Source organism: Sphingobium sp. TA15 (assembly GCF_037101235.1).
Lineage (GTDB): Bacteria > Pseudomonadota > Alphaproteobacteria > Sphingomonadales > Sphingomonadaceae > Sphingobium > Sphingobium indicum.
Genome location: NZ_AP025355.1, coordinates 861904 through 885289, shown reverse-complemented (window position 1 = coordinate 885289; position 23386 = coordinate 861904). Strand labels below are relative to the sequence as shown.

18 protein-coding genes are annotated in these 23386 nt (G+C 64.8%); 11 read left to right on the top strand and 7 right to left on the bottom strand.

The window, feature by feature from the left end; genetic code table 11:
* Positions 1–30: 30 nt before the first annotated feature.
* Positions 31–2619, top strand: a complete 2589-nt coding sequence (gene topA, locus Sj15T_RS04385; protein ID WP_013040040.1) for a type I DNA topoisomerase — start codon at positions 31–33, stop codon at positions 2617–2619.
* Between the two features lie 91 nt (positions 2620–2710).
* Here the strand turns inward: topA and era are convergent, their stop codons facing one another.
* The 4 genes from era to lepB all read right to left on the bottom strand — a co-directional run bounded on the left by era (position 2711) and on the right by lepB (position 5515).
* Positions 2711–3619 carry a GTPase Era gene (gene era, locus Sj15T_RS04380; protein ID WP_013040039.1) on the bottom strand — a complete coding sequence of 303 codons (909 nt, stop codon included), beginning with the start codon at positions 3617–3619 and terminating at the stop codon, positions 2711–2713.
* 36 nt (positions 3620–3655) lie between these two features.
* Positions 3656–3943 carry a GIY-YIG nuclease family protein gene (locus tag Sj15T_RS04375; protein ID WP_013040038.1) on the bottom strand — a complete coding sequence of 96 codons (288 nt, stop codon included), beginning with the start codon at positions 3941–3943 and terminating at the stop codon, positions 3656–3658.
* A 79-nt stretch (positions 3944–4022) separates the two neighbouring features.
* A complete protein-coding gene (gene rnc / locus Sj15T_RS04370; protein WP_013040037.1) occupies positions 4023–4736 on the bottom strand; it encodes a ribonuclease III in 714 nt (237 codons plus the stop codon).
* A complete protein-coding gene (gene lepB, locus Sj15T_RS04365; RefSeq protein ID WP_013040036.1) occupies positions 4691–5515 on the bottom strand; it encodes a signal peptidase I in 825 nt (274 codons plus the stop codon). The genes rnc and lepB overlap by 46 nt, the downstream gene beginning before the upstream one ends.
* Positions 5516–5750: 235 nt before the next feature.
* On the opposite strand from lepB, the gene pgi reads away from it, so the two are divergent.
* Positions 5751–7256 carry a glucose-6-phosphate isomerase gene (gene pgi / locus Sj15T_RS04360; protein ID WP_013040034.1) on the top strand — a complete coding sequence of 502 codons (1506 nt, stop codon included), beginning with the start codon at positions 5751–5753 and terminating at the stop codon, positions 7254–7256.
* Between the two features lie 101 nt (positions 7257–7357).
* Entirely contained in the window at positions 7358–8704 is a 1347-nt protein-coding gene (gor, locus tag Sj15T_RS04355) for a glutathione-disulfide reductase (protein WP_013040033.1), read from the top strand.
* Between the two features lie 3 nt (positions 8705–8707).
* On the opposite strand, the gene Sj15T_RS04350 is transcribed toward gor, so the two are convergent.
* Both Sj15T_RS04350 and Sj15T_RS04345 read right to left on the bottom strand, forming a co-directional pair.
* Positions 8708–9421 carry a 2OG-Fe dioxygenase family protein gene (locus Sj15T_RS04350; protein ID WP_013040032.1) on the bottom strand — a complete coding sequence of 238 codons (714 nt, stop codon included), beginning with the start codon at positions 9419–9421 and terminating at the stop codon, positions 8708–8710.
* A gap of 83 nt (positions 9422–9504) precedes the next feature.
* Positions 9505–10920, bottom strand: a complete 1416-nt coding sequence (locus Sj15T_RS04345) for a helix-turn-helix transcriptional regulator (protein ID WP_013040031.1) — start codon at positions 10918–10920, stop codon at positions 9505–9507.
* Between the two features lie 120 nt (positions 10921–11040).
* Between Sj15T_RS04345 and Sj15T_RS04340 the strand changes: the two genes are divergently transcribed.
* The 8 genes from Sj15T_RS04340 to alr all read left to right on the top strand — a co-directional run bounded on the left by Sj15T_RS04340 (position 11041) and on the right by alr (position 22056).
* The gene (locus Sj15T_RS04340; RefSeq protein WP_013040030.1) at positions 11041–12573 is read left to right on the top strand and encodes an acyl-CoA carboxylase subunit beta; all 1533 of its coding nucleotides are present in this window, start codon (positions 11041–11043) and stop codon (positions 12571–12573) included.
* A 114-nt stretch (positions 12574–12687) separates the two neighbouring features.
* A complete protein-coding gene (mce, locus tag Sj15T_RS04335) occupies positions 12688–13125 on the top strand; it encodes a methylmalonyl-CoA epimerase (protein ID WP_041386375.1) in 438 nt (145 codons plus the stop codon).
* 148 nt (positions 13126–13273) lie between these two features.
* Positions 13274–15439 (top strand): methylmalonyl-CoA mutase, encoded by a 2166-nt coding sequence (gene scpA, locus Sj15T_RS04330; protein ID WP_013040028.1) that lies wholly within the window; start codon positions 13274–13276, stop codon positions 15437–15439.
* Between the two features lie 116 nt (positions 15440–15555).
* Complete coding sequence (gene bioB / locus Sj15T_RS04325) at positions 15556–16542, top strand: biotin synthase BioB (protein WP_013040027.1); 987 nt, start codon at positions 15556–15558, stop codon at positions 16540–16542.
* Positions 16543–16705: 163 nt separating this feature from the next.
* Positions 16706–18691: an acetyl/propionyl/methylcrotonyl-CoA carboxylase subunit alpha gene (locus Sj15T_RS04320; RefSeq protein ID WP_013040026.1), complete on the top strand. Its 1986-nt coding sequence runs from the start codon at positions 16706–16708 to the stop codon at positions 18689–18691.
* A 73-nt stretch (positions 18692–18764) separates the two neighbouring features.
* On the top strand, positions 18765–19136 hold the full coding sequence (locus Sj15T_RS04315) for a tRNA-binding protein (RefSeq protein ID WP_013040025.1): 372 nt from the start codon (positions 18765–18767) through the stop codon (positions 19134–19136).
* Between the two features lie 242 nt (positions 19137–19378).
* Positions 19379–20968: an MFS transporter gene (locus Sj15T_RS04310; protein ID WP_013040024.1), complete on the top strand. Its 1590-nt coding sequence runs from the start codon at positions 19379–19381 to the stop codon at positions 20966–20968.
* Between the two features lie 41 nt (positions 20969–21009).
* Positions 21010–22056 carry an alanine racemase gene (alr, locus tag Sj15T_RS04305; RefSeq protein ID WP_013040023.1) on the top strand — a complete coding sequence of 349 codons (1047 nt, stop codon included), beginning with the start codon at positions 21010–21012 and terminating at the stop codon, positions 22054–22056.
* Positions 22057–22194: 138 nt separating this feature from the next.
* Here alr and Sj15T_RS04300 read toward each other — a convergent pair whose 3' ends face one another.
* Entirely contained in the window at positions 22195–23367 is a 1173-nt protein-coding gene (locus Sj15T_RS04300) for an acetyl-CoA C-acetyltransferase (RefSeq protein WP_041386373.1), read from the bottom strand.
* Positions 23368–23386: the final 19 nt, after the last annotated feature.

The window sequence follows — 23386 nt, the reverse complement described above, 5'->3', positions numbered from 1 at the left end:
ACGTGAGAGACAATTTGAACCGGGGCTTGAATGCAGCTTGTCATCGTTGAATCGCCGGCCAAGGCGAAGACCATCGAAAAATATCTGGGCGGCGATTTCCATGTGCTGGCCAGCTATGGGCATATTCGCGACCTGCCGCCCAAGGACGGGTCGGTGGACCCCGACAACGGCTTTGCCATGAGTTGGGAAAATTATGGCGACAAGGGCAAGCAGCTAAAGGCCATTGCGGACGAAGCCAAGAAGGCGACCCGGCTGATCCTGGCGACCGACCCCGATCGCGAGGGGGAGGCGATAAGCTGGCATGTGCAGGAGGTGCTGCGCGCCAAGAAGGCCTTGCCGCAGAAGGTCGACCGCGTGACCTTCAACGCGATCACCAAGCAGGCGGTGACGGAGGCGATGGCCCAGCCGCGCGCGCTGGACGAGGATCTGATCGACGCCTACCGGGCGCGGCGGGCGCTGGATTATCTGGTCGGCTTCACGCTGTCGCCGGTGCTGTGGCGCAAGCTGCCGGGCGCCAAGTCGGCGGGGCGGGTGCAGTCGGTGGCGCTGCGGCTGGTGGTCGAGCGGGAGCGCGAGATCGAGAGTTTCGTGCCGCAGGAATATTGGTCGGTCGCGGCGGAGATGGAGCAGGCGGGGCAGGGTTTCACCGCCCGGCTGGTCAAGTGGCGCGGCGAGAAGATCGAGCGGCTGACCATCGGCCGGGAAGGCGACGCCATGGCCGCGAAGGCGGACGTGGAGGCGGGGCGCTTCACCGTCGAGAAGGTCGAGACCAAGCCGGTTTCGCGCAATCCTCCGCCGCCCTTCACGACTTCGACGCTTCAGCAGGAGGCGGCGCGCAAGCTGGGCTTTTCCGCCAGCCATACGATGCGGATCGCGCAGCAGCTTTATGAGGACGGCGCGATCACCTACATGCGTACCGACGGCGTGCAGATGGACGGCAGCGCCATTTCCGCGGCGCGCAAGGCGATAGCGGAGCGCTATGACGGCGGCTATCTTCCCGAAAAGCCGCGTCAATATCAGACCAAGGCGAAGAATGCGCAGGAAGCGCACGAAGCGATCCGACCGACCGAATTTTACCGGGACAAGGTGGGATCGGGCGACCATGCGCGGCTGTACGACCTGATCTTCAAGCGGGCGCTGGCGAGCCAGATGGCGTCGGCGCGGCTGGAACGGACGACGGTCGATCTGGTGGACGGGACCGGGCAGCATGGGCTGCGCGCCACGGGGCAGGTGGTGATCTTTCCGGGGTTCCTGGCGCTCTATGAAGAGGGGCGGGACGATCCTGAGCGCGGCTCCGGCAAACATGCCTCCGCCGATGGCGAGGACGACGACAGCAAGCTGTTGCCGCGCATGGCGGCGGGCGATGCCCCGGCGAAGCGGAAGGTGACGGCGGAGCAGCATTTCACCCAGCCGCCGCCGCGCTATTCGGAAGCGTCGCTGGTCAAGAAGCTGGAGGAATTGGGGATCGGGCGGCCCTCCACCTATGCGTCGACCTTGCAGGTGCTCAAGGACCGCGACTATGTGCGGATCGAGAAGAACCGCTTTTTCGCGGAGGAGAGCGGACGGCTGGTGACGGCTTTCCTGGAGCGTTTCTTCGAACGTTATGTCTCCTACGACTTCACGGCGGGGCTGGAGGAGGAGCTGGACGATATTTCCGGCGGTCGCGCCCAGTGGCAGGCGGTGCTGGAAGCCTTCTGGCGCGATTTCAAGCCCAAGACCGCCGAGGTGATGGAGCAGAAGCCGTCGGACATCACGGCGGAACTGGACAAGTTCCTGGAGCCGATGCTGTTTCCGCCCAAGGCGGACGGGTCCAACCCCCGCGCCTGCCCGATGTGCGGCGATGGGCAATTGTCGTTGCGCGGCGGGCGGTTCGGCGCGTTCATCGCCTGCTCCAACTATCCCGAATGCAAATATACGCGCAAGTTCGGGCAGCCCGGCGGCGACAAGGATGGCGAGGATACGGGACCGGAGGTGCTGGGCCAGCATCCCGAGACCGGGCAGGACATCGTCCGGAAATCCGGGCGTTTCGGCCCTTATATCGAGATGGGCGAGGGCAAGGAGGCGAAGCGCGGGTCCATTCCCAAGGATTTGCCCGATGGCGAATTGACGCTGGACTGGGCGGTGAAGCTGCTGAGCCTGCCCCGCGAGATCGGACCGCATCCGGAGACGGGCAAGCCCATCGTGGCGAATATCGGGCGGTTCGGGCCCTATCTGCTGCATGACGGCAAATATGGGCGGCTGTCCTCCACCGCCGAGATTTTCGAGGTGGGGATGAACAGCGCCGTCGCGAAGCTGGCGGATGCGGCGAACAGGGGCGGGCGCGGGGCCTCATCGCGGGAGCCGCTGAAGGTGCTGGGCAAGCATCCGCGCACGGAGGCCGAGATCAAGCTGATGGCGGGGCGCTATGGACCTTATGTGACTGACGGTACGACCAATGCGACCCTGCCCAAGACGATCGAGCAGGATGCCCTGACGCTGGAGGAAGCGGCGCAGTTGATCGATGCGCGGGCTGCGGCGGCGCCGGCGAAGAAGGGGAAGAAGGCGGTGGCGAAAAAAGCCGGTGCCAAAAAGCCTGCCGCGAAGAAGGCGCCTGCGAAGAAGAAGGTGGCGGCGGAGTAATCCGGCCTCCGTTCGTTTCGAGCGTAGTCGAGAAACGAGAAGTGCGCTCTACTCGCTTCTCGACTTCGCTCGAAGCGAACGGTGAAACGGCTTACTCCACCCAGTCCAGGCCGATGTCGCGGTAGATGAAGCGGTCGTCCTCCCAATCCTCCTTCACCTTGACGTGGAGGTAGAGGTGGACCTTGACGCCGAGCAGGCTGGCCAGTTCGGCGCGGGCCTTCGAGCCGATTTCCTTGAGGCGCTGGCCGCCCTTGCCCAGCACGATGGCGCGCTGGCTGGCGCGGCCGACCAGTATCTGCTGGTGGATTTCCACCGATCCGTCATCCCGCTCGCTATATTTTTCCGTGTCGACGGCGGCGGCATAGGGGAGTTCGGCGTGGAGTTGATGATATAGCTGCTCGCGGGTGATTTCCGCCGCCAGCATGCGGTCGGTGGCGTCGGAGACCTGATCCTCCGGGAAGTGCCAGGGGCCTTCGGGCATGGCCCTGGCGAAGGCGGTCTTGAGTTCGGGAAGGCCGTCGCCGGTCGCGGCGCTGACGAAGAAGGTCTCCGCTATGTCGAGCTGTTCGTAGAGCCGCTGGGTGTGGACCAGCAGCTTTTCCTTGATGGCGATGTCGACCTTGTTGAGGATCAGCCATTTCTTTTCCGGGCGGGCGGCGAGGGCGCCGACGATCGGTTCCATCTTGGCGCCGAGGCCCGCCTTGCCGTCGACGACCAGGGCGATCAGGTCCGCGCCCTGCGCGCCGCCCCATGCGGCCTGCACCATAGCGCGATCCAGGCGTCGCTTGGGCTGGAAGATGCCGGGGGTGTCGACGAGGACCATCTGTGCGTCGCCTTCGATGGCGACGCCCATGACGCGGGTGCGGGTGGTCTGCGCCTTGGGGCTGGTGATCGCTACCTTCTGGCCGACCAGCGCGTTCACCAGGGTGGATTTGCCCGCGTTGGGCGCGCCGACTATGGCGATGACGCCGCAATGTTGCTGAACTTCTGAACCGTCCAAATTTAACTCCGTTCGCCCTGAGCCTGTCGAAGGGCTTTACTTTTTCTTTCCGGATTGCGCCAAGGTGGAGATGAGTTTCCAGTCCTCGCGGATGAGCGCGAGTTTCTTGGCCCGGCTCCAGCCCTTGATTTGGCGCTCTGCTTCCAGCGCCTCCATACGGGTTCCGAACTCCTGCGACCAGACCAGTTTTATCGGGCGGCGGTTTAGGGTGTGGCCGGGGATTGCGCCTGTTTCATGTTGGGCTATGCGGGTTTGGAGATTGTCGGTGTGGCCGGTGTAGAAGCTGCGGTCGGCGCAGTGGAGGAGGTAGGTCCAGAAGGGCAATGTCGTTCCAGAAGAAAGAAAAGCCCTTCGACAGGCTCAGGGCGAACGGGGAGGGGTTTTGGACTTAGTTGTGGGCGGTTTACGCGGTCAGTTTGTCCAGCAATGCCTTTGCCGCTGCGGTTTCGGCTTCCTGTTTGGAGCCGCCCGTCGCGCTTGCTTCGCCTGCGCCCTTGATGCTGACCGTTACCGTGAATTTCAGGGCGTGGTGGGGTCCGGAGCGGTCGGTCATCGCATATTCCGGGGGCTTGCGCTTGTTGGCGGCGGCCCATTCCTGGAGGGCGGATTTGGGATGCTTGGGCGCGCTGGCCTGGGTGTCGACGCGGTCGGCCCAGAGGCGGCGGACCAGGGTGCGGGCCTCCTCCAGCCCGCCCTCCAGATAGAGCGCGCCGATCAGCGCCTCCATCACGTCGCCCAGCACATTGTCGCTGTCGGCGGCGCCATCGTCGCGGGCCTGCTTCCCGAGGATGAGATGCGCCGGAACCCCGGCGCCGCGGGCGACTTCGGCGCAGGTCTCGCCCGACACCAGCGCGTTGAAGCGGCGGGAGAGCTTGCCTTCCGGTTCGCCCGAAAAGCGGTCATAGACCCATTCGGCGATCAGCAGGCCGAGGATGCGGTCGCCCAGGAACTCCAGCCGTTCATAGTTCACCGCATGGGCGCTGCCATGGGTCAGCGCTTGATGGAAGGCCGTCCGGTCCTTCGGCGCGTGGCCGATCAGGGCCTTCAGCCAGCCTTCGGTGTCCGCTTTCGTCAAAAGCCTTCCCCGATGCGGCTCCAGCGCGCCGCGGACACCCATGTCCAAGGGAGCAGCCAGTTGGCGCTGCCGTCGGTGGAGAAGACGGAGATCATCGCCTTGCCCACCAGATTTTCCTCCGGCACCAGGCCGATGCCGCCGCCGTCGACCGCCGGGAAGCGGCTGTCGGCGCTGCGGTCGCGATTGTCGCCCATCATGAAGAGATGGCCTTCGGGCACCACCACCGTGTCGCGGTCGTCCGCCGCGCCGTCCGGCACCAGGTCGAGGACATTGTAGCTCTTGCCGCCGGGAAGCGTCTCGCGAAACTGCGGGTAGCGGCACTGGCGGCCGCCCCCGGCAAGCGGTTCCTCGAATTTCGGGCGGTAGCAAGGGGAGGGGCTTCCTTCCTTCGCCGCCGCATCCTCCATATTGGGGGTGACGGGGATGACGAGGTCGGCCACCTTCTGCTTCGGGATCGCCTGGCCGTTCAGATAGACGGTGCCGCCGCGCACGGAGATCATGTCACCGGGCAGGCCGATGACGCGCTTGATATAGTCGTTCTTCTGGTTCGGCGGCGCCTTGAACACCACGACGTCGCCCCGCTGCGGCGTGGAGGCGAGGATGCGGCCGGGGATCAGCGGAATGCCGAAGGGCAGCGAATAGCGCGAATAGCCATAGGGCCATTTCGCCACCAGCAGATAATCCCCGATCAGCAGCCGGGGCTGCATGGATTCCGACGGGATGTTGAAGGGCGACACGATGAAGCTGCGCAGGACGAAGACGAACACCGCCAGCTTTGCGAGAAACCAGAGGAAATCCCGCGTTTCGGATTTTGCGCTCATGCTTTGGTCGTCTTTTCCTTCAATTCGCCCTGAAAACAGGCCGTCGCGGCTTTTGCGGGTTCGTAAAGCCGCCGTCAAGCAGGCTAGAGACCAAGCGATCATCACCCGATGACCCTTCGTGACCTGAATTTTCTGTCCAAACGGTGCAATAGCGGAACGACTTGGCTAGGATGGGCAAGAATCGACAGGTGCAGCGTCGGTATCGATCAACGGCGAAACAAGAGGATATTCCCCAATGTCCAGCCCTGCACTGGCAGCGCTTGCGGCTCTTCCCCAGGCCGATCTCAAGTCTATCTTCACCGCCGATCCCGACCGGCTGAGCAAGTTCACGCTGACCCAGGGGCCGATCCGTTTCGACTGGTCGAAAACGCATCTGACCGACGATCTGTTCGCGGGCTTTCTGAAGCTGGCGGAGGAGAAGGGCTTTGCCGCGCAGCGGGACGCGCTGTTCGCGGGCGAGGCGGTGAACAACACCGAGGGCCGCGCAGCCGAGCATCCCGCCGAGCGGGGCGAGGGCAATGCCGACAGCGTGGCGCGGGCCAAGATGTTCCATGCGCGGATGCGGGCGCTGATCGACGCGATAGAGGGCGAGGCGCTGGGGCCGATCCGGCATATATTGCATATCGGCATCGGCGGGTCGGCGCTGGGGCCTGACCTGATCGTCGATGCGCTGGGCGGGGACGGGGCGCGTTATGACGTCGCCATCGTGTCCAATGTCGACGGCACGGCGCTGGAACGGGCGATTTCGCGCTTCGATCCGGAAGCGACATTGATCGCCGTGGCATCCAAGACCTTCACCACGACCGAAACCATGCTGAACGCCGCGAGCGCGATCAACTGGATGGTCGAGGCGGGAGTGGACGATCCCTATGGCCGGGTGATCGCGCTGACCGCCGCGCCGGACAAGGCCATCGAATGGGGCGTGGACGAGACGCGGGTGCTGCCCTTCGCGGAGTCCGTGGGCGGGCGCTATTCGCTCTGGTCGTCCATCGGCTTTCCGGCGGCGCTGGCGCTGGGGTGGGATGCGTTCGAGAGCCTGCTGGAGGGCGCCGCGGCGATGGACCGGCATTTCCGGCTGAGCGATCCCGGCCGGAACGCGCCGCTGATCGCGGCCTTTGTCGATCAATATTATGCGCGAGTGCTGGGGTGCCAGACGCGGGCCTTGTTCGCCTATGACGAAAGGCTGCGTCTGCTGCCATCCTATCTTCAGCAACTGGAGATGGAGAGCAACGGCAAGAGCGTGACGCGGGACGGCAAGCCTGTCGACGGGCCGACGGCGGCGATCACCTGGGGCGGCGTCGGCACGGACGCGCAGCATGCGGTGTTCCAGTTGCTGCATCAGGGGACGATCCTGACGCCGGTGGAGTTCATCGCCTCCATCGAGCCGGGCCATGCGCTCGATCCGGCGCATCATCGGGCCTTGCTGGTCAACTGCTTCGCGCAGGGGGCGGCTTTGATGCGGGGGAAGGAGAATGACGCCGATCCGGCGCGGGCCTATCCCGGCAACCGGCCTTCGACCACCATCCTGCTGGACGATGTGACGCCCGAAGTGCTGGGGGCGCTGATCGCCTTCTACGAGCATCGGACCTTCGCCAATGCGGTGCTGATGGGGATCAATCCGTTCGACCAGTTCGGGGTCGAACTGGGCAAGGAGATCGCCCGGTCCATCGAGGCGGAGGGGCCGCAGGGCTTCGATCCGTCGACCATGGCGTTGATCGACCTGGCCTTGGGCGGGGTTTGACGAGCAGGCCCATCCCGCTTGCGGGACGGGCTTAGCCAGATTCCGATTTGTAACTCCGCCGGGGACGCTCCATATGCGGGCGCAATGCAGCGGAGGCTTATATGAGCGACTACGACTTCGACCTTTTCGTCATCGGCGCGGGATCGGGCGGCGTGCGGGCTTCCCGCGTGGCGGCGGCTCATGGCGCGAAGGTCGCGGTGGCGGAGGAATATCGCGTCGGCGGCACCTGCGTCATTCGCGGTTGCGTGCCCAAGAAGCTGCTGGTCTACGGCGCGCATTTCGCGGAGGATCTGAAGGATGCGCGGCGTTTCGGCTGGAACGTGCCGGATTGCGGTTTCGAATGGACGACGTTGCGCGACAATGTGCTGGCCGATGTGGACCGGCTGGAGGGTCTCTACAGGAACACGCTGGACAACCATAAGGTCGAACTGATCCCGGAACGGGCGACGATCACCGGGCCGCATGGCGTCAGGCTGGCGAGCGGGCGGGAAGTCAGCGCGAAATATATCCTGGTTTCGACCGGGGCATGGCCCATCGTTCCCGACATCGAGGGCGCGGAACATGGCGTGACCTCCAACGAGGTGTTCCATCTGGACGAGTGCCCGAAGCGGATCGTGATCGTGGGCGGCGGCTATATCGCCAATGAATTTGCGGGCATTTTCCACCAGTTCGGCAGCCATGTGACCATGGTGAACCGTTCGGGCACGCTGCTGCGCGGCTATGACGCGCAGATACGCGATCGGCTGCTCCAGATTTCGACGATGAAGGGGATCAATTTCCGCTTCAATGCGGAGATGGAGAAGATCGAGAAGAAGGAGGACGGCACGCTGACCGTCCGGTTCAAGAGCGGCGATCCCATCGCCTGCGACCTGCTCCTCTTTGCGACCGGGCGCAGGCCGCATGTCGAGGGGCTGGGGCTGGAAAATGCCGGAGTCGAACTCAGCGACAAGGGCGCGATCAAGGTCGATGACTATAGCCGCACCAGTTGCGAGAGCATCTATGCGGTGGGCGACGTCACCGACCGGATGCAGTTGACGCCGGTGGCGATCCGGGAGGGGCATGCCTTTGCCGATACGCTGTTCGGGGACAATCCGCGCACGGTCGACTATGCCTGCGTGCCGTCCGCCGTGTTCAGCCATCCGCCGCTGGCCGGGGTCGGGATGACCGAGGCGGAGGCAAGGAACAAGCTGGGCACGGTGAAAATATATACGTCCGATTTCCGGCCGATGAAGAATGTGCTGGCCGGACGGGACGAGCGGGCGCTCTACAAGATGGTGGTGGATGCGACGACCGACCGGGTGGTTGGGCTGCACATGATCGGCCCGGACGCGCCGGAAATATTGCAGGCGGCGGCCATCGCGGTGAAGGCCGGTCTCACCAAGCAGGCCTTTGACGACACCGTGGCCCTGCATCCCAGCATGGCCGAGGAACTGGTGCTGCTGAAATAGGGATCAAGCGGTGGCCGCGAAGGTGACGACCAGGGCGTCGCGCCAGGCGGGTCGGGCCGGGTCGACGGCATGGATTTCGGTGACGCCGTGCATGATGCGGTGGTCGTCTATCAATACCGCGTCGCCGGGGCGGGCGAGGGTGAATTCGCCCAGTTCCCTGCCCTGCGGCGTGCCGATGCGGGTGACGCCTTCGCGGACGTTGCGGCGCTCGACCAGCATCACGAACACCCAGTCGACGCCGTCGCGGTGCATGCCTTCGGGCGTGGGGCGGCCCCGCTCGCCGCTGCGCGCCTCTATGCGGAACTGGTGGAGTTCGACATGCTGCCGTCCCGACAGGGGGAAGCTGCGGACGCAGAAGGCCAGGATCGACTGCATCGCGGCATTGTCGATGGTGCTTTGTTCGATGGGGTCGAACCAGCGCTGCACGTCGCCGTTCAGCGGATTATAGTCGCGGCTCTGGAAATGGGGCTGGTGCGGCATGCGCGTGAAGCCGTCCTGATCGCAGGCGAAGGTCGCGTAGCGGCGGCGGCGATACCGGCCGCCGTCGGCCATATAGAGGTCGGGGCCGAGATCGTCCCAGCTTCGGGCGAGCGCGGCCCAATCGGCGGTGCGGATCGCGAGCAGGTCGAACAGGCCGGAACCCGGCAGGCGGGCATAGCCGTCATCCTCCAGTTCCTGCCGGAAGGAGTTGTTCGTCAGAATATCCGCGTCACTCATCCATCAATCCTTATCCGGAAGGGCGGACGAGCGACAGGGCCAGTTCCCGCAAGCAGGATTGGCGGAAAAGCCCCTTTTGCTTGTCAGCCGATCCAGTAGGGCACGATCTGCCGATTGTCGGGATCGACGCGGATCGGGCGGTCGGCGGGGGGGAAGGCGCGCTGGTCGCAGCTTTGGCGGGGGCAGAGGCGGCAGGTGATGCCGATGGGGGTCGCCGCCCCCTCCACCTCCAGTTGCAGGCCGTCGGCATAGACGAAATTGGCCGCATGGGCGGTCTCGCAGCCCAGCACCACGGCGAAGCGGCGGGGGGTGCGGCTGTAGCTGCCGGAGGGTTTCACCAGCCCCTTCGCCATGGAGACATAGCGGACGCCGTCGGGCGTTTCCCCCAGTTGCACGTTGATCCGGTCGGGGACGGCGACCGCTTCATGGACATTCCAGAGCGGGCAGGCACCGCCGAAGCGGGCGAATTGCAGGCGGGTGGCGCTGTGCCGCTTGGTGATGTTGCCCGCCATGTCGACGCGGCAGAAGAAGAAGGGGATGCCGCGCAGGCCGGGCCTTTGCAGCGTCGAGAGGCGGTGGCAGGCCTGTTCGAAGCTGACGCCGAAGCGGCGGGCGAGACGGTCTATGTCATGGCGCACTTCGCGAGCGGCTTCGCGGAACGGGGCATAGGGCATCAGCAGCGCGCCCGCCGCATAATTGGCGAGGCCGATGGCGAGCAGCCGGTCCGCGCCGGGCACGGGCAACGCCGCCTTGTTGACCACGTCCGCGATCACGGCCTGCCCCTCCAGCATCATCAACTGGTGGGCGAGCATGAATTTGCGGCTTTCGGTCGGCAGGGCCGCGTTCACGAACAGGCGCTTTTCGCTGCTGGTGTAGGAGCGGAGGGCGGAATCCGGCGTCTCGGCGATCAGCGTTTCGATGCCGTGGCGGCGGGCCAGCGCCTCCACCAGCATGCCTTCGTCCAGCGTCTGGCCGGCGGTGAAGCTGGCGGCCATGTCCTCCGCCAGGCAGTCGAGGACATGGACGTAATTGCCGGCTTCGTGGAACCAGTCCCGCGCCGCTTCCCAGGGCAGGCGGGCCTGCACCGCATGATCGTTGGCGATCGCCTCCTCGATCATGTTGATGCGTTCGTTGGCGCGCATATGGGCGTTGTAGAGGTCGACATAGCGCGCCGCGAATTCGGGGAAATGCAGGTGCAGCTTTTCGATCCGCTCCGGCTCCATCGGCGTGCCGGGCAATTCGGGATGGGCGAGGGCGAAGGTGAAGGCGCCCAGAAGCTGCTCCTCCTCCCGGCTGTCGAAACTGGCCCAGTCGGTGGGAAAGGCGCTGGCGACGGCCGCCTTGACCTTGGCCGTCAGGGGACGGTCGTCATTCTCCAGCTGGCTGAGATAGGATACCGATATGCCCAGCGCATGGGCCATGGTCGCCTGGTCCATGCGGTGATCCAGGCGGAGTTGGCGCAGGCGCGGACCTGCGAAGATTCGATTGCCACGGGCCATGATTCGTCCATAATTTGCAAAGTCGCAATTTGCAAATTGGCAAAATCGCATTTGCGAAAATGCGGAAAGATTGGGAAGGGCGGGCAAAGATGTCCGCGACAAGCCGGAGAAATGCCTGATATGTCGAAGCTCGCCATCATCGAACAGCTCGAAGCCAAGCGCGACGCAGCCCGTCTGGGCGGCGGACAGCGCCGCATCGACGCCCAGCATGCCAAGGGCAAGCTGACGGCCCGCGAACGGCTGGAAGTGCTGCTGGACGAGGACAGCTTCGAGGAGCTGGACATGTATGTCGAGCATAATTGCATCGACTTCGGCATGGACGAGCAGCATATCCCCGGCGACGGCGTCGTCACCGGATCGGGCACGATCAACGGCCGTCTGGTCTATGTGTTTTCGCAGGACTTCACCGTTTATGGCGGCGCGGTGTCCGAACGGCATGCGATGAAGATCTGCAAGATCATGGACATCGCCATGAAGGTCGGCGCGCCGGTGATTGGCCTCAATGACTCCGGCGGCGCGCGCATCCAGGAGGGCGTGGCGTCGCTGGGCGGCTATGCGGAGATTTTCCAGCGCAACGTGCTGGCTTCGGGCGTGGTGCCGCAGATCAGCGTGATCATGGGGCCTTGCGCGGGCGGCGCGGTCTATTCGCCCGCCATGACCGACTTCATCTTCATGGTGAAGGATAGCAGCTTCATGTTCGTGACCGGGCCGGACGTGGTGAAGACCGTCACTAACGAGGTGGTCACGCAGGAGGAACTGGGCGGCGCGGTGACGCATACGACCAAGTCGGGCGTGGCGGACGTGGCGTTCGAGAACGACATCGAGGCGCTGCTGGCGGTGCGCGATTTCGTGGACTTCCTGCCTGCCTCCAACAAGGAGCCGGTGCCGGAGCGGCCGAGCGCCGATCCGTGGGACCGGGTCGAGGAGAGCCTGGACACGCTGATCCCCGCCAATGCGAACCAGCCCTATGACATGCACGAACTGATCCGCAAGGTGGTGGACGAGGGCGACTTCTTCGAGGTGCAGCCCGCCCATGCGGGGAACATCCTCTGCGGTTTCGGGCGGGTCGAGGGCAAGACCGTCGGCATCATCGCCAATCAGCCGATGGTGCTGGCGGGGGTGCTGGACATCAACTCCTCCAAGAAGGCCGGGCGGTTCGTGCGTTTCTGCGACGCTTTCGAGATTCCCATCGTCACCTTCGTCGACGTGCCGGGCTTCCTGCCGGGGACGGCGCAGGAGCATTCGGGCATCATCAAGCATGGCGCGAAGCTGCTGTTCGCCTATGCCGAGGCGACCGTGCCGAAGATCACCGTCATCACGCGCAAGGCCTATGGCGGCGCCTATGACGTGATGGCGTCGAAGCATCTGCGCGGCGACCTGAACTATGCCTGGCCGACGGCGGAGATCGCGGTGATGGGCGCGAAGGGCGCGGTGGAGATCATCTTCCGCGGCAAGACGCCCGAAGAGATCGCGCAGAAGACGAAGGAATATGAGGATCGCTTCGCCAATCCCTTCGTGGCGGCGAGCAAGGGCTTCATCGATGAGGTGATCCAGCCGCACTCGACGCGGAAGAGGATTGCTCTGGGCTTGCGCAAGCTGCGGAACAAGGCGTTGGAGAACCCCTGGAAGAAGCACGACAATATTCCGCTGTGAGTTCAACTCGTCATTCCCGCGAAAGCGGGGATCCATCTCCAGACGTCGCATCTGGGGAGAGCGCAGGAGATGGGTTCCCGCCTTCGCGGGAATGACAAGGATGGGAATGAGATGATGAAACTCGGTCGCCTCAATCATATCGGCGTGGCGACGCCTTCGCTGGAAGCCTCGCTGGCTTATTATCGCGACGTCATGGGCGCGACGCTGACGCATGAGCCTTTCGACCTGCCCGCGCAGGGGGTGAAGGTGTGTTTCGTCGATACGCCGGGCGAGAACGGCACCCATGGCACGCAGATCGAGCTGATCGAACCCTTGGGTGAGAACTCGCCGATCCACGGCTTCATCGCCAAGAACCCGGCGGGCGGGCAGCATCATATGTGCTATGAAGTGCCTGATATTCATGAGGCCAAGAAATGGTTCGAAGGGCTCGGCAAGAGGGTGCTCGGCGAGCCGCGCATCGGGGCGCATGGGACGCTGATCTTCTTCGTCCACCCCAAGGATATGAACGGGGTGCTGACGGAGATCATGGAGACGCCCAGGGAGGCGCATTGAATAGCGCCGTTCGTCCTGAGTAGCCGCTGAGCCTGTCGAAGCGGCATATCGAAGGACGGGTTGCGCAAGGCCCTTCGATACGAGGCTTCGACACGCTCAGCCTCTACTCAGGGCGAACGGATTTGGGTTTGAGGGTAGGTTAGAGACAATGACCGAGAAGCCGACGCTGGATCAGTGGGCCGCCGCCGCCGCCAAGGAGGTGAAGGGCAAGAACCTGAACTGGGAAACTCCGGAAGGGATCACCGTCAAGCCGCTCTACACGGCGGATGACGTGACCCCAGATAAAGTTGGCGATCCGGGCCTGCCGGGCTTCGCGCCTTTCACGCGGGGCGTGCGCGCTTCCATGTATGCGGGGCGTCCCTGGACCATCCGGCAATATGCGGGCTTTTCCACCGCCGAGGAATCCAACGCCTTTTATCGCCGCAACCTGGCGGCGGGGCAGAAGGGGCTTTCCGTCGCCTTCGACCTGGCGACCCATCGCGGCTATGACAGCGACCATCCCCGCGTCGTCGGCGACGTCGGCAAGGCGGGCGTCGCCATCGACACCATAGAGGACATGAAGATCCTGTTCGACGGCATTCCGCTCGACAAGATGTCCGTTTCCATGACCATGAACGGCGCGGTCATCCCGATCCTGGCCTTCTTCATCGTCGCGGGCGAGGAGCAGGGGGTCGAGCGCAAGCTGCTGGACGGGACCATCCAGAACGACATCCTCAAGGAGTTCATGGTCCGCAACACCTATATCTACCCGCCCGAACCCTCGATGCGGATCATCTCCGACATTTTCGGCTATACCAGCCGCGAGATGCCGAAGTTCAACAGCATCTCCATCTCCGGCTATCATATGCAGGAGGCCGGGGCGACGCAGGTGCAGGAACTGGCCTTCACCATCGCGGACGGCATCGAATATGTGAAATATGGCGTGGCGTCGGGCCTGGACATCGACAAGTTCGCGGGTCGGCTGAGCTTCTTCTTCGCCATCGGCATGAATTTCTTCATGGAAATCGCGAAGCTGCGCGCCGCACGCGTGCTGTGGCATCGCGCCATGACGAAGCTGGGGGCGCAGGACGAGCGCAGCAAGATGCTGCGCACCCATTGTCAGACGTCGGGCGTGTCGCTGACCGAACAAGACCCCTATAACAATGTCATGCGCACCACCATCGAGGCGATGGCGGCGATGCTGGGCGGCACGCAGTCGCTGCACACCAATGCGCTGGACGAAGCCATCGCGCTGCCGACGGATTTCTCGGCCCGCATCGCCCGCAACACGCAGATCGTCATCCAGGAAGAGACCGGCATGTGCAATGTCGTCGATCCGCTGGGGGGCAGCTATTATGTCGAGGCGCTGACGCAGCAGCTTGTCGACGCCGCGCAGCAGATCATCGACCGGGTCGAGGCCGAGGGCGGCATGGCGAAGGCCGTGGGCGCGGGCTGGCCCAAGGCGATGATCGAGACCGCCGCCGCCGCTCGTCAGGCGCGTGTCGACCGGGGCGAGGACGTCATCGTCGGCGTCAACAAATATCGGCTGGCCAATGAAGACCTGCTGGAAACGCTGGAAGTCGACAATACGAAGGTCCGCGAAGCGCAGATCACCCGGATCAACAAGGTGAAGGCGGAGCGTGACGAGGCCGCTTGTCAGGCCGCGCTGGAATCGCTGCGTGCAGCCGCCGCCGGTCCGCAATCCATCGAAAACAACCTCCTCGCCCATGCGGTGGAGGCGGCGCGGGCGCGGGCCACGCTGGGCGAAATCTCCTCCGCCATGGAGGACAGCTTCAACCGCTACGGCACGGTGCCGACGCCGGTGAAGGGCGTCTATGCCCAGCCTTATGCGCAGGATGCCCGCTGGAAACAGGTACTTGACGGGGTGCAGGCCGTCGAGCGGCGCCTCGGTCGCAAGCCGAAGATTCTCATCGCCAAGATGGGGCAGGACGGCCATGACCGGGGCGCCAACGTGATCGCTTCGGCGTTCGGGGACATGGGTTTCGACATCGTGTCGGGGCCGCTGTTCCAGACGCCGGAGGAAACGGTGGTGCTGGCGCTGGACAGCGGCGTCGACGTGGTGGGCGCTTCGTCGCTGGCGGCAGGGCACAAGACGCTGATCCCCGAACTCATCCGGCAGCTTCGGGAGAAGGGGCGGAACGATGTCAAGGTGATCGCGGGCGGGGTCATTCCGCCGCAGGATTACGACTTCCTCCGTGACGCGGGCGTTCAGGGGATTTATGGACCGGGTTCCAACGTCGTGGAATGCGCCGCCGATGTGCTGCGCCTCCTCGGCCACAACATGCCCCCAGCGGGGCTGGAGGAAGCCGCTTGACCGACCTGAATATTTCCAGTGCTCCTGCGAAAGCAGGAGCCCAGGGCCCCAAAGGAAGCGCCCCGAACCCCACTCCGAACTCTGGCCCCCTGCTTTCGCAGGGGCGCACCGCGGGCGTGCGGTGCGACTGGACTCGCGAAGAGATCGCCGCGCTGTTCGACCTGCCCTTCAACGACCTGATGTTCGAGGCGCAGTCGATCCATCGCGCGAATTTCCCGCGCAATGAGGTGCAGTTGTCGACCCTGCTGTCGATCAAGACCGGCGGCTGCCCGGAGGATTGCGGCTATTGCAGCCAGTCGACCGAGGCGGAAAGCGGGCTGAAGGCGACCAAGCTGATGGACGTGCAGGCCGTGCTCCAGGCAGCGGCGCAGGCGAAGGACCATGGTTCGGGCCGTTTCTGCATGGGCGCGGCGTGGCGCAATCCCAAGGAACGGGACATGCCCAAGCTCATCGAAATGGTGAAGGGCGTTCGCCAGATGGGCATGGAAACCTGCATGACGCTGGGCATGCTGTCGGCCGGTCAGGCGAAGCAGTTGGCCGATGCGGGGCTGGATTATTACAACCATAACATCGACACTTCGCCGGAAAATTACGCCAACGTCATCACCACCCGCACCTTCGAGGACCGGATCGAGACGCTGGAGAATGTGCGCTCCGCGGGCATCAACGTGTGCTGCGGCGGGATCGTCGGCATGGGGGAGACGCGGAGCGACCGCATCGGTTTCCTGCATGCACTGGCCACCATGCCGCATCCCGAAAGCGTGCCGATCAACGCGCTGGTGCCGGTAGAGGGCACGGTGCTGGGCGACATGCTGAAGGATACGCCGCTCGCGAAGATCGATGAAGTCGAGTTCGTGCGGACCGTCGCGGTGGCGCGGATCGTCATGCCGCAGTCGATGGTGCGGCTCTCCGCCGGGCGCGAGAGCATGAGCGAGGCCTGTCAGGCGCTGTGCTTCATGGCGGGGGCGAACAGCATCTTCACCGGCGACAAGCTGCTGACGGCGGCCAATGCCGGGGACGACAAGGATAGCGCGCTGCTCGGAAAGCTCGGGCTGACGCCGATGATGGCGCAGCCGCATGGGCATCTGGAGGCTGCGGAGTGATCGATTAAGGCACTAGCTCGTCACCCCGGACTTGATCCGGGGTCCCGCTTCCTGTCGCTGCCGTCGCATGGGAAGACAGCGGGATGCCGGATCAAGTCCGGCATGACGAGGGTGCTTGAGTGACTAACGAACGGCAGCATAAGGACTGGGGCAAGGATAGATAATGGCAATCACCAAGATCCTGATCGCGAACCGTGGCGAAATTGCGTGCCGCGTCATCCGCACGGCGCGGAAGATGGGCATCAAGACCGTGGCGGTCTATTCGGATGCGGATGCGCGCAGCCCCCATGTGCTGATGGCGGACGAAGCCGTGCATCTGGGTCCGCCGCCCGCCGCCCAGTCCTATCTGCTGGCCGACAAGATCATCGAGGCGTGCAAGGCGACCGGCGCGGACGCCGTGCATCCGGGCTATGGCTTCCTGTCTGAGCGGGAGAGCTTCCGCAAGGCGCTGGACGAGGCGGGCATCGTCTTCATCGGCCCCCCCGCAAACGCCATCGCCGCGATGGGCGACAAGATCGAGTCGAAGAAGCTGGCCAAGGAAGCGGGCGTCAATGTCGTTCCCGGCTATGTCGGCGTGATCGAGGATACGGAACATGCCGTCCGCATCTCCAACGAGATCGGCTATCCGGTGATGATGAAGGCGTCGGCCGGCGGCGGCGGCAAGGGCATGCGCCTGGCCTATAGCGAGCAGGACGTCCGCGAAGGCTTCGAGGCGACCAAGCGCGAAGGCCTCAACAGCTTCGGCGACGACCGCGTGTTCATCGAGAAGTTCATCGAAAGCCCACGCCATATCGAAATCCAGATATTGGGCGACCAGCATGGCAATATCCTTTACCTGAACGAGCGCGAATGCTCGATCCAGCGCCGTCACCAGAAAGTGGTCGAGGAAGCGCCTTCGCCCTTCGTCAGCCCCGAAATGCGCAGGAAGATGGGCGAGCAGTGTGTCGCCCTGGCGCGGGCGGTCGGCTATTTCAGCGCGGGCACGGTCGAGCTGATCGTGTCGGGCGCGGACAAGACGGGCGACGGCTTCTACTTCCTGGAAATGAACACCCGTTTGCAGGTCGAGCATCCGGTGACGGAGGAGATTACCGGCCTGGACCTGGTCGAGCAGATGATCCGCGTCGCCAATGGCGAGGAGCTGAGCTTCCGCCAGGAGGATGTGAAGATCAACGGCTGGGCGATCGAGAACCGCGTCTATGCCGAAGACCCCTATCGCGGCTTCCTGCCTTCGACCGGGCGTCTGATCCGCTATAATCCGCCGGAAGCGGTCGACGGCGTGCGCGTCGATGACGGGGTGGTCGAGGGCGGCGAAGTCAGCATGTTCTACGACCCGATGATCGCCAAGCTGATCACCTGGGCGCCGACCCGGCTGGAGGCCATCGACAAGCAGATCGCGGCGCTCGACCAGTTCGAGATCGAGGGGCCGGGGCATAATATCGATTTCGTCTCGGCGCTGATGCAACATGAGCGCTTCCGTTCGGGCAACATCACCACCGGCTTCATCGCGGAGGAATATCCGGAGGGCTTTACCGGCGCTCCGGCTTCGGAAACGCTGCTGAAGCGTCTGTCGGCCATCGGCGCCTTCGCCGCCATGGCGCAGGCGGACCGCGCCCGCCGGATCGAGGGGCAGTTGGGCAAGCGCCTCGCGCCGCCGACCGGATGGCAGGTGAAGATCGGGGATGCGATCCATGACGTGGTGATCAACGGCGACGACGTCACGGTGGATGGCGAGGCCATCGAACTGGCGCTGGAATATACGCCGGGCGACCGGCTGATCGAGGCGGAGTTCGGCGAGGAGCAACTGGCGGTGAAGATCGCGCCGGTGCGTTCCGGCTTCGTGCTGACCGCGCATGGCGCCAGCCACAAGCTGCGCATCCTGCCCGCCCATGCGGCGGTGCATGCCAGGCATATGATCGAGAAGATTCCGCCGGATCTGTCGCGCTTCCTGATCTGTCCGATGCCGGGCCTGCTGGTCGCGTTGAACGTCAAGGAAGGCGACAAGGTCGAGATCGGCCAGCCGCTCGCTGTGATCGAGGCGATGAAGATGGAGAATATCCTGCGCGCGCAGAAGGCGGGCGTGGTGAAGAGCGTGTCCGCCGCGCAGGGCGAAAGCCTGCCGGTCGACGCGATCATCCTGGAACTGGAATAATTCGGGCCATTTGGGCGGAGTCGGGGGATCATGTCCCTCGACTTCGGCTGGCCGCTGGCATTAGCTTGTCGGCATGCATCTGAACCATGATCCCGCGGCGGCGGCCGCAGACCTTGTCGGCTTCGACGATTTTCTGAAGGTCGATATTCGCGTCGGCACGATCCTGTCTGCGGAGCCTTATCCGGAGGCGCGGAAGCCCGCCTATAAGCTGCTGATCGATTTCGGGCCGGGGATAGGGCGAAAGAAATCGAGCGCGCAGATCACCGAAAATTACGCGCTGGAAGATTTGCCGGGGCGGCAGGTGGCGGCGGTCGTCAATTTTCCGCCGCGGCAGATCGGGAAATTTCTGTCCGAAGTGTTGACGCTGGGGTTTGCGGATGAGGCCGGGGCGGTGGTGCTGTTCTCGCCGGATCGGGCGGTGCCGGATGGGTCGCGGTTATTTTGAGGGGGTGGTGGTTGTTGGCCAGTAGCGGTCATCAGTTTTCCGTCACCCCGGACTTGATCCGGGTCCCGCTTTTGCCTCTACACCGCGCCTAGTCAAGGCAGCGGGACCCCGGATCAAGTCCGGGGTGACGAATAGGGGAATGGCCGCTCCCCACCCATATCGTCGATAGTCCTTCTCGCGCTTGCCGGAATTCAGCGCTTCATTACAACGACAGCGAACGGACAGGATGAGCGGGGGGTGGAATGAGCGGGGATGGGGTCGACACCGGCTATGTGATGGACGCCCGGCGGGACCGGCTGGTGATCACCGCGTCCGCGCTCGGCACGTTGTTCGAATGGTATGATTTCTACATTTACGGCGTGCTGGCGCCGATCATCGGGCGGACATTCTTCCCGACCGACAATCCGACCGTCGAACTGCTCTATTCCCTCGCCGGTTTCGCCATCGGGTTCGGGTTCCGGCCGTTGGGCGCGGCGCTGTTCGGCTATCTGGGGGACAGGCTGGGGCGCAAATATACTTTCCTGGCCACCATCGTGCTGATGGGCGCGGCGACGGCGGGCGTCGGGCTGACCCCGTCCGCCGCGAGCATCGGGATCGCCGCGCCCATCATCCTGATCCTGCTGCGGATCGCGCAGGGGCTGGCGTTGGGCGGGGAATATGGCGGCGCGGCGATCTATGTCGCGGAACATGCGCCGCCGGGGAAGCGGGGCTTCTACACCAGTTTCATCCAGGCGGGGGTCATCGGCGGGTTCGTCCTGTCGCTGATCGTCGTGGTCGGCACGCAATGGGTCGTCGGCAAGGCGGTGTGGGAGGATTGGGGCTGGCGGCTGCCCTTCATATTCTCGTTGGCGTTGCTGGCGATCTCGCTCTGGATGCGGCTGATGCTGCGCGAAAGCCCGATCTTCGCGGCGATGAAGGCGGCGGGCGAGCAATCGCGCAACCCGTTGAAGGAGGCGTTCACCTATCCCGGCAACAGGCGGCGGATGCTGGTGGCGATGATCGGCCTCGCGGCGGGCTTTACCGTCATCGCCTATACGGCGATGTTCCAGGCGCTTTATTTCCTCCAGAACGGCTTGCATGTGACGCCGGGCATGGCGCAGTTGCTGGTGGGCGGCAGCGCCTTTGTGGGGGTCGGCTCCTTCATCTTCTTCGGCTGGCTGTCGGACCGGGTGGGGCGGAAGAAGCCCATCATCGTCGGCTATGCGCTGCTGCTGGTGCTGCTGCTGCCGCTCTATCAGTTCATGGGGAGCGTGGCGAACCCGGCGCTTTATCGGGCGGCGGAGCGCGCCCCGGTGGTCGTCAGCGGTCCCGATTGCAGCTTCGATCCCTTCGCCAAGGTTCAGCCGACCGCTTGCGGCAAGCTGCTCGATCATTTTTCCAGGCGCGGCATCGCCTATGAAAAGCGGGAGGCGGCGACGCCTTCGGTCAGCATCGGGTCCGTGCCGGTCGCGGATCTCAGCCCCCATGGGCTGGATGCCGCCTTGCATGCGGGAGGATATGATTCGGCGGCGGTGACACCCGACTGGCCCCGCGCCCTGTTGCTGTTCGTGGCGCTGCTGCTGCTCTGGACGCTGTCCGGAGCGACCTACGGCCCGGTGGCGGCGCTGCTGTCGGAATATTTCCCGGCGCGGATACGCTATAGTTCGCTGTCCATCCCCTATCATATCGGGACCGGCTATTTCGGCGGGTTCCTGCCGCTGGTCAGCCAATATATCGTGGCGCGGACGGGCGATCCCTATGCGGGGCTGTGGTACACCATGGCGGTGGTGGCGGTCGCCCTGCTGACCTGCATCGTCGCCCTGCCGGAAACGCGCGGGGCGAAGATGGACTGATGGTCTCGACGGCCGCGTTCCGGGACGCTAACGGGGCTGGCATGACTGAATTTTCCGCACCGTTGCGCTTGCGTATGGATGAAGGGGCGCTGCTTTCCAACTGGCGCTGGTTGAAGCGGCAGGGCGGCGACGCGGCCTGCGGCGCCGCGATCAAGGCCGATGGCTATGGCCTGGGCGCCGTGGAGGTGATGCGGCGCTTGCTGGGTGCGGGGTGCCGCGATTTCTTCGTGTCCAACTGGGCGGAGGCGGCGGTTCTGGAACCGCTCGTGACGGAGGGGGTGTCGCTTTCCGTGCTGCATGGCGTGCGGGAGGAGGATCTGGCCGTGGCGCTGGCTTCCCGCGCGCGGCCGGTGCTGTGCACCGAATGGCAGATCGCGCGCTGGAGGCATGCGGGCGGCGGCCCTTGCGACGTCATGGTCGACACGGGCATGAACCGGCTGGGGCTGGATTGGCGCGGCGATGTTCCGGCGCGGTTGGCGGGGCTGGAGATCGCGACCCTGATGAGCCATCTGGCCTGCGCCGATGAGGACGGGCCGCTCAGCCCCGCGCAGTTGGAGCGGTTTTCCGCCTTGCGGGGGCAGGTGAAGGCGGCGCGCTACAGCCTGGCGAACAGCGCGGGCATCTGCATGGGCGCCGACTATGCCTTTGACATGACGCGGCCGGGAATCGCGCTTTATGGCGGGGTGCCGCGTCGGGAAGCCGCCGGACACATCCGGCAGGTCGTGGTCCCCGAAGCGCAGGTGCTGCAACGCCGCCGCGTCCGGGCGGGCGACACCATCGGCTATAATGCGACATATCGCGCACCGAAGGACATGCAGATCGCGGTGCTGAACCTGGGCTATGCCGACGGCTATCTGCGCTGCTTTTCCGGGCGCGGTTCCATGAGCGCGGGGGGCAGGCACCTGCCGGTGGTGGGGCGCATATCGATGGACCTGACCGCCGTGGACGTGAGCGGCCTGCCCGACATTTCAGAGGAGGACTGGCTGGAGGTCGATTACAAGCTGGTCGACGCGGCGGCGGCTTCGGGCCTGTCGCAATATGAATTGCTGACGGGGCTGGGGGCGCGGTTCGACCGGGTGTGGCGTTGAGTCCGGGGCGGACGTTGGGACTGGGTTCCTGCCTTCGCAGGAACAGGTCCAACTTCAACCTCGCCGGTGGGTATCAGCCGACATGAAAAGGCCGCCGATCTGCAATGAGATCGGCCGCCCTTTTCGTTTACCGCAGGCTCAACGTTCGATGCACATGGCGACGCCCATGCCGCCGCCGATGCAAAGCGTGGCAAGGCCCTTCTTCGCGTCGCGCTTCTGCATTTCGTAGATCAGGGTGGTGAGCACGCGCGCGCCCGAAGCGCCGATCGGGTGGCCGATGGCGATGGCGCCGCCGTTCACATTGACCTTTTCCGCGTCCCAGCCCAGTTCCTGGCCAACCGCCAGCGCCTGCGCGGCGAAGGCTTCATTGGCCTCGATCAGGTCCAGGTCTGCCAGCGACCAGCCAGCCTTGGCCAGCGCCTGGCGGCTCGCCGGAGCCGGGCCGATGCCCATGATCGACGGATCGACGCCGCAGGTCGCGAAACTGGCGATGCGGGCCAGCACGAGCGCGTCGCGCTTCGCCGCTTCTTCCGCGCTCATCAGGACCAGGGCGGCCGCGCCGTCGTTGATGCCGCTGGCATTGGCGGCGGTGACGGTGCCGTCCTTCCTGAACGCGGGACGCAGGCTCTGCATCGCCTCCAGCGTGGCGCCGGCGCGGATATATTCGTCTGTGTCGACAATGGTGTCGCCCTTGCGGCCCTTGACGGTCACGGGCGCGATCTCGTCCTTGAAACGGCCCGATGCGCGGGCGGCCTCCGCCTTGTTCTGGCTGCCGACGGAGAAGACGTCCTGCGCTTCGCGGCTGATCTGATATTTCTCCGCCAGATTTTCCGCCGTGATGCCCATGTGATAATTGTTGAAGGCGTCGGTCAGGCCGTCATGCGTCATCGTGTCGACCAGGGAGATCGGACCCATTTTCGCGCCGCCGCGCAGATATTGGGCGTGCGGGGCGAGCGACATGCTTTCCTGCCCGCCCGCGACCATGATGCGGGCGTCGCCGGCGCGGATCGCCTGCGCCGCCAACGCGACGGCGCGCAGGCCCGAACCGCAAAGCTGGTTGACGCCGATGGCGGTGCGCTCGACCGGGATGCCGGCGTTGACGGCGGCCTGGCGGGCGGGGTTCTGCCCCTGGCCGGCGGTCAGGACCTGGCCCAATATGACCTCGTCCACCTCCTCCGGCGCGACGCCCGCCTGGGCGAGGGCGGCGAGGATGGCGGTACGGCCCAACTCATGCGCGGGCGTCGATCCGAAGGCGCCCATGAAGCCGCCGACGGCGGTGCGCTTGGCGGCGGTGATGACGATGTCTGACAAGGGCATTGATCCTCAGTTC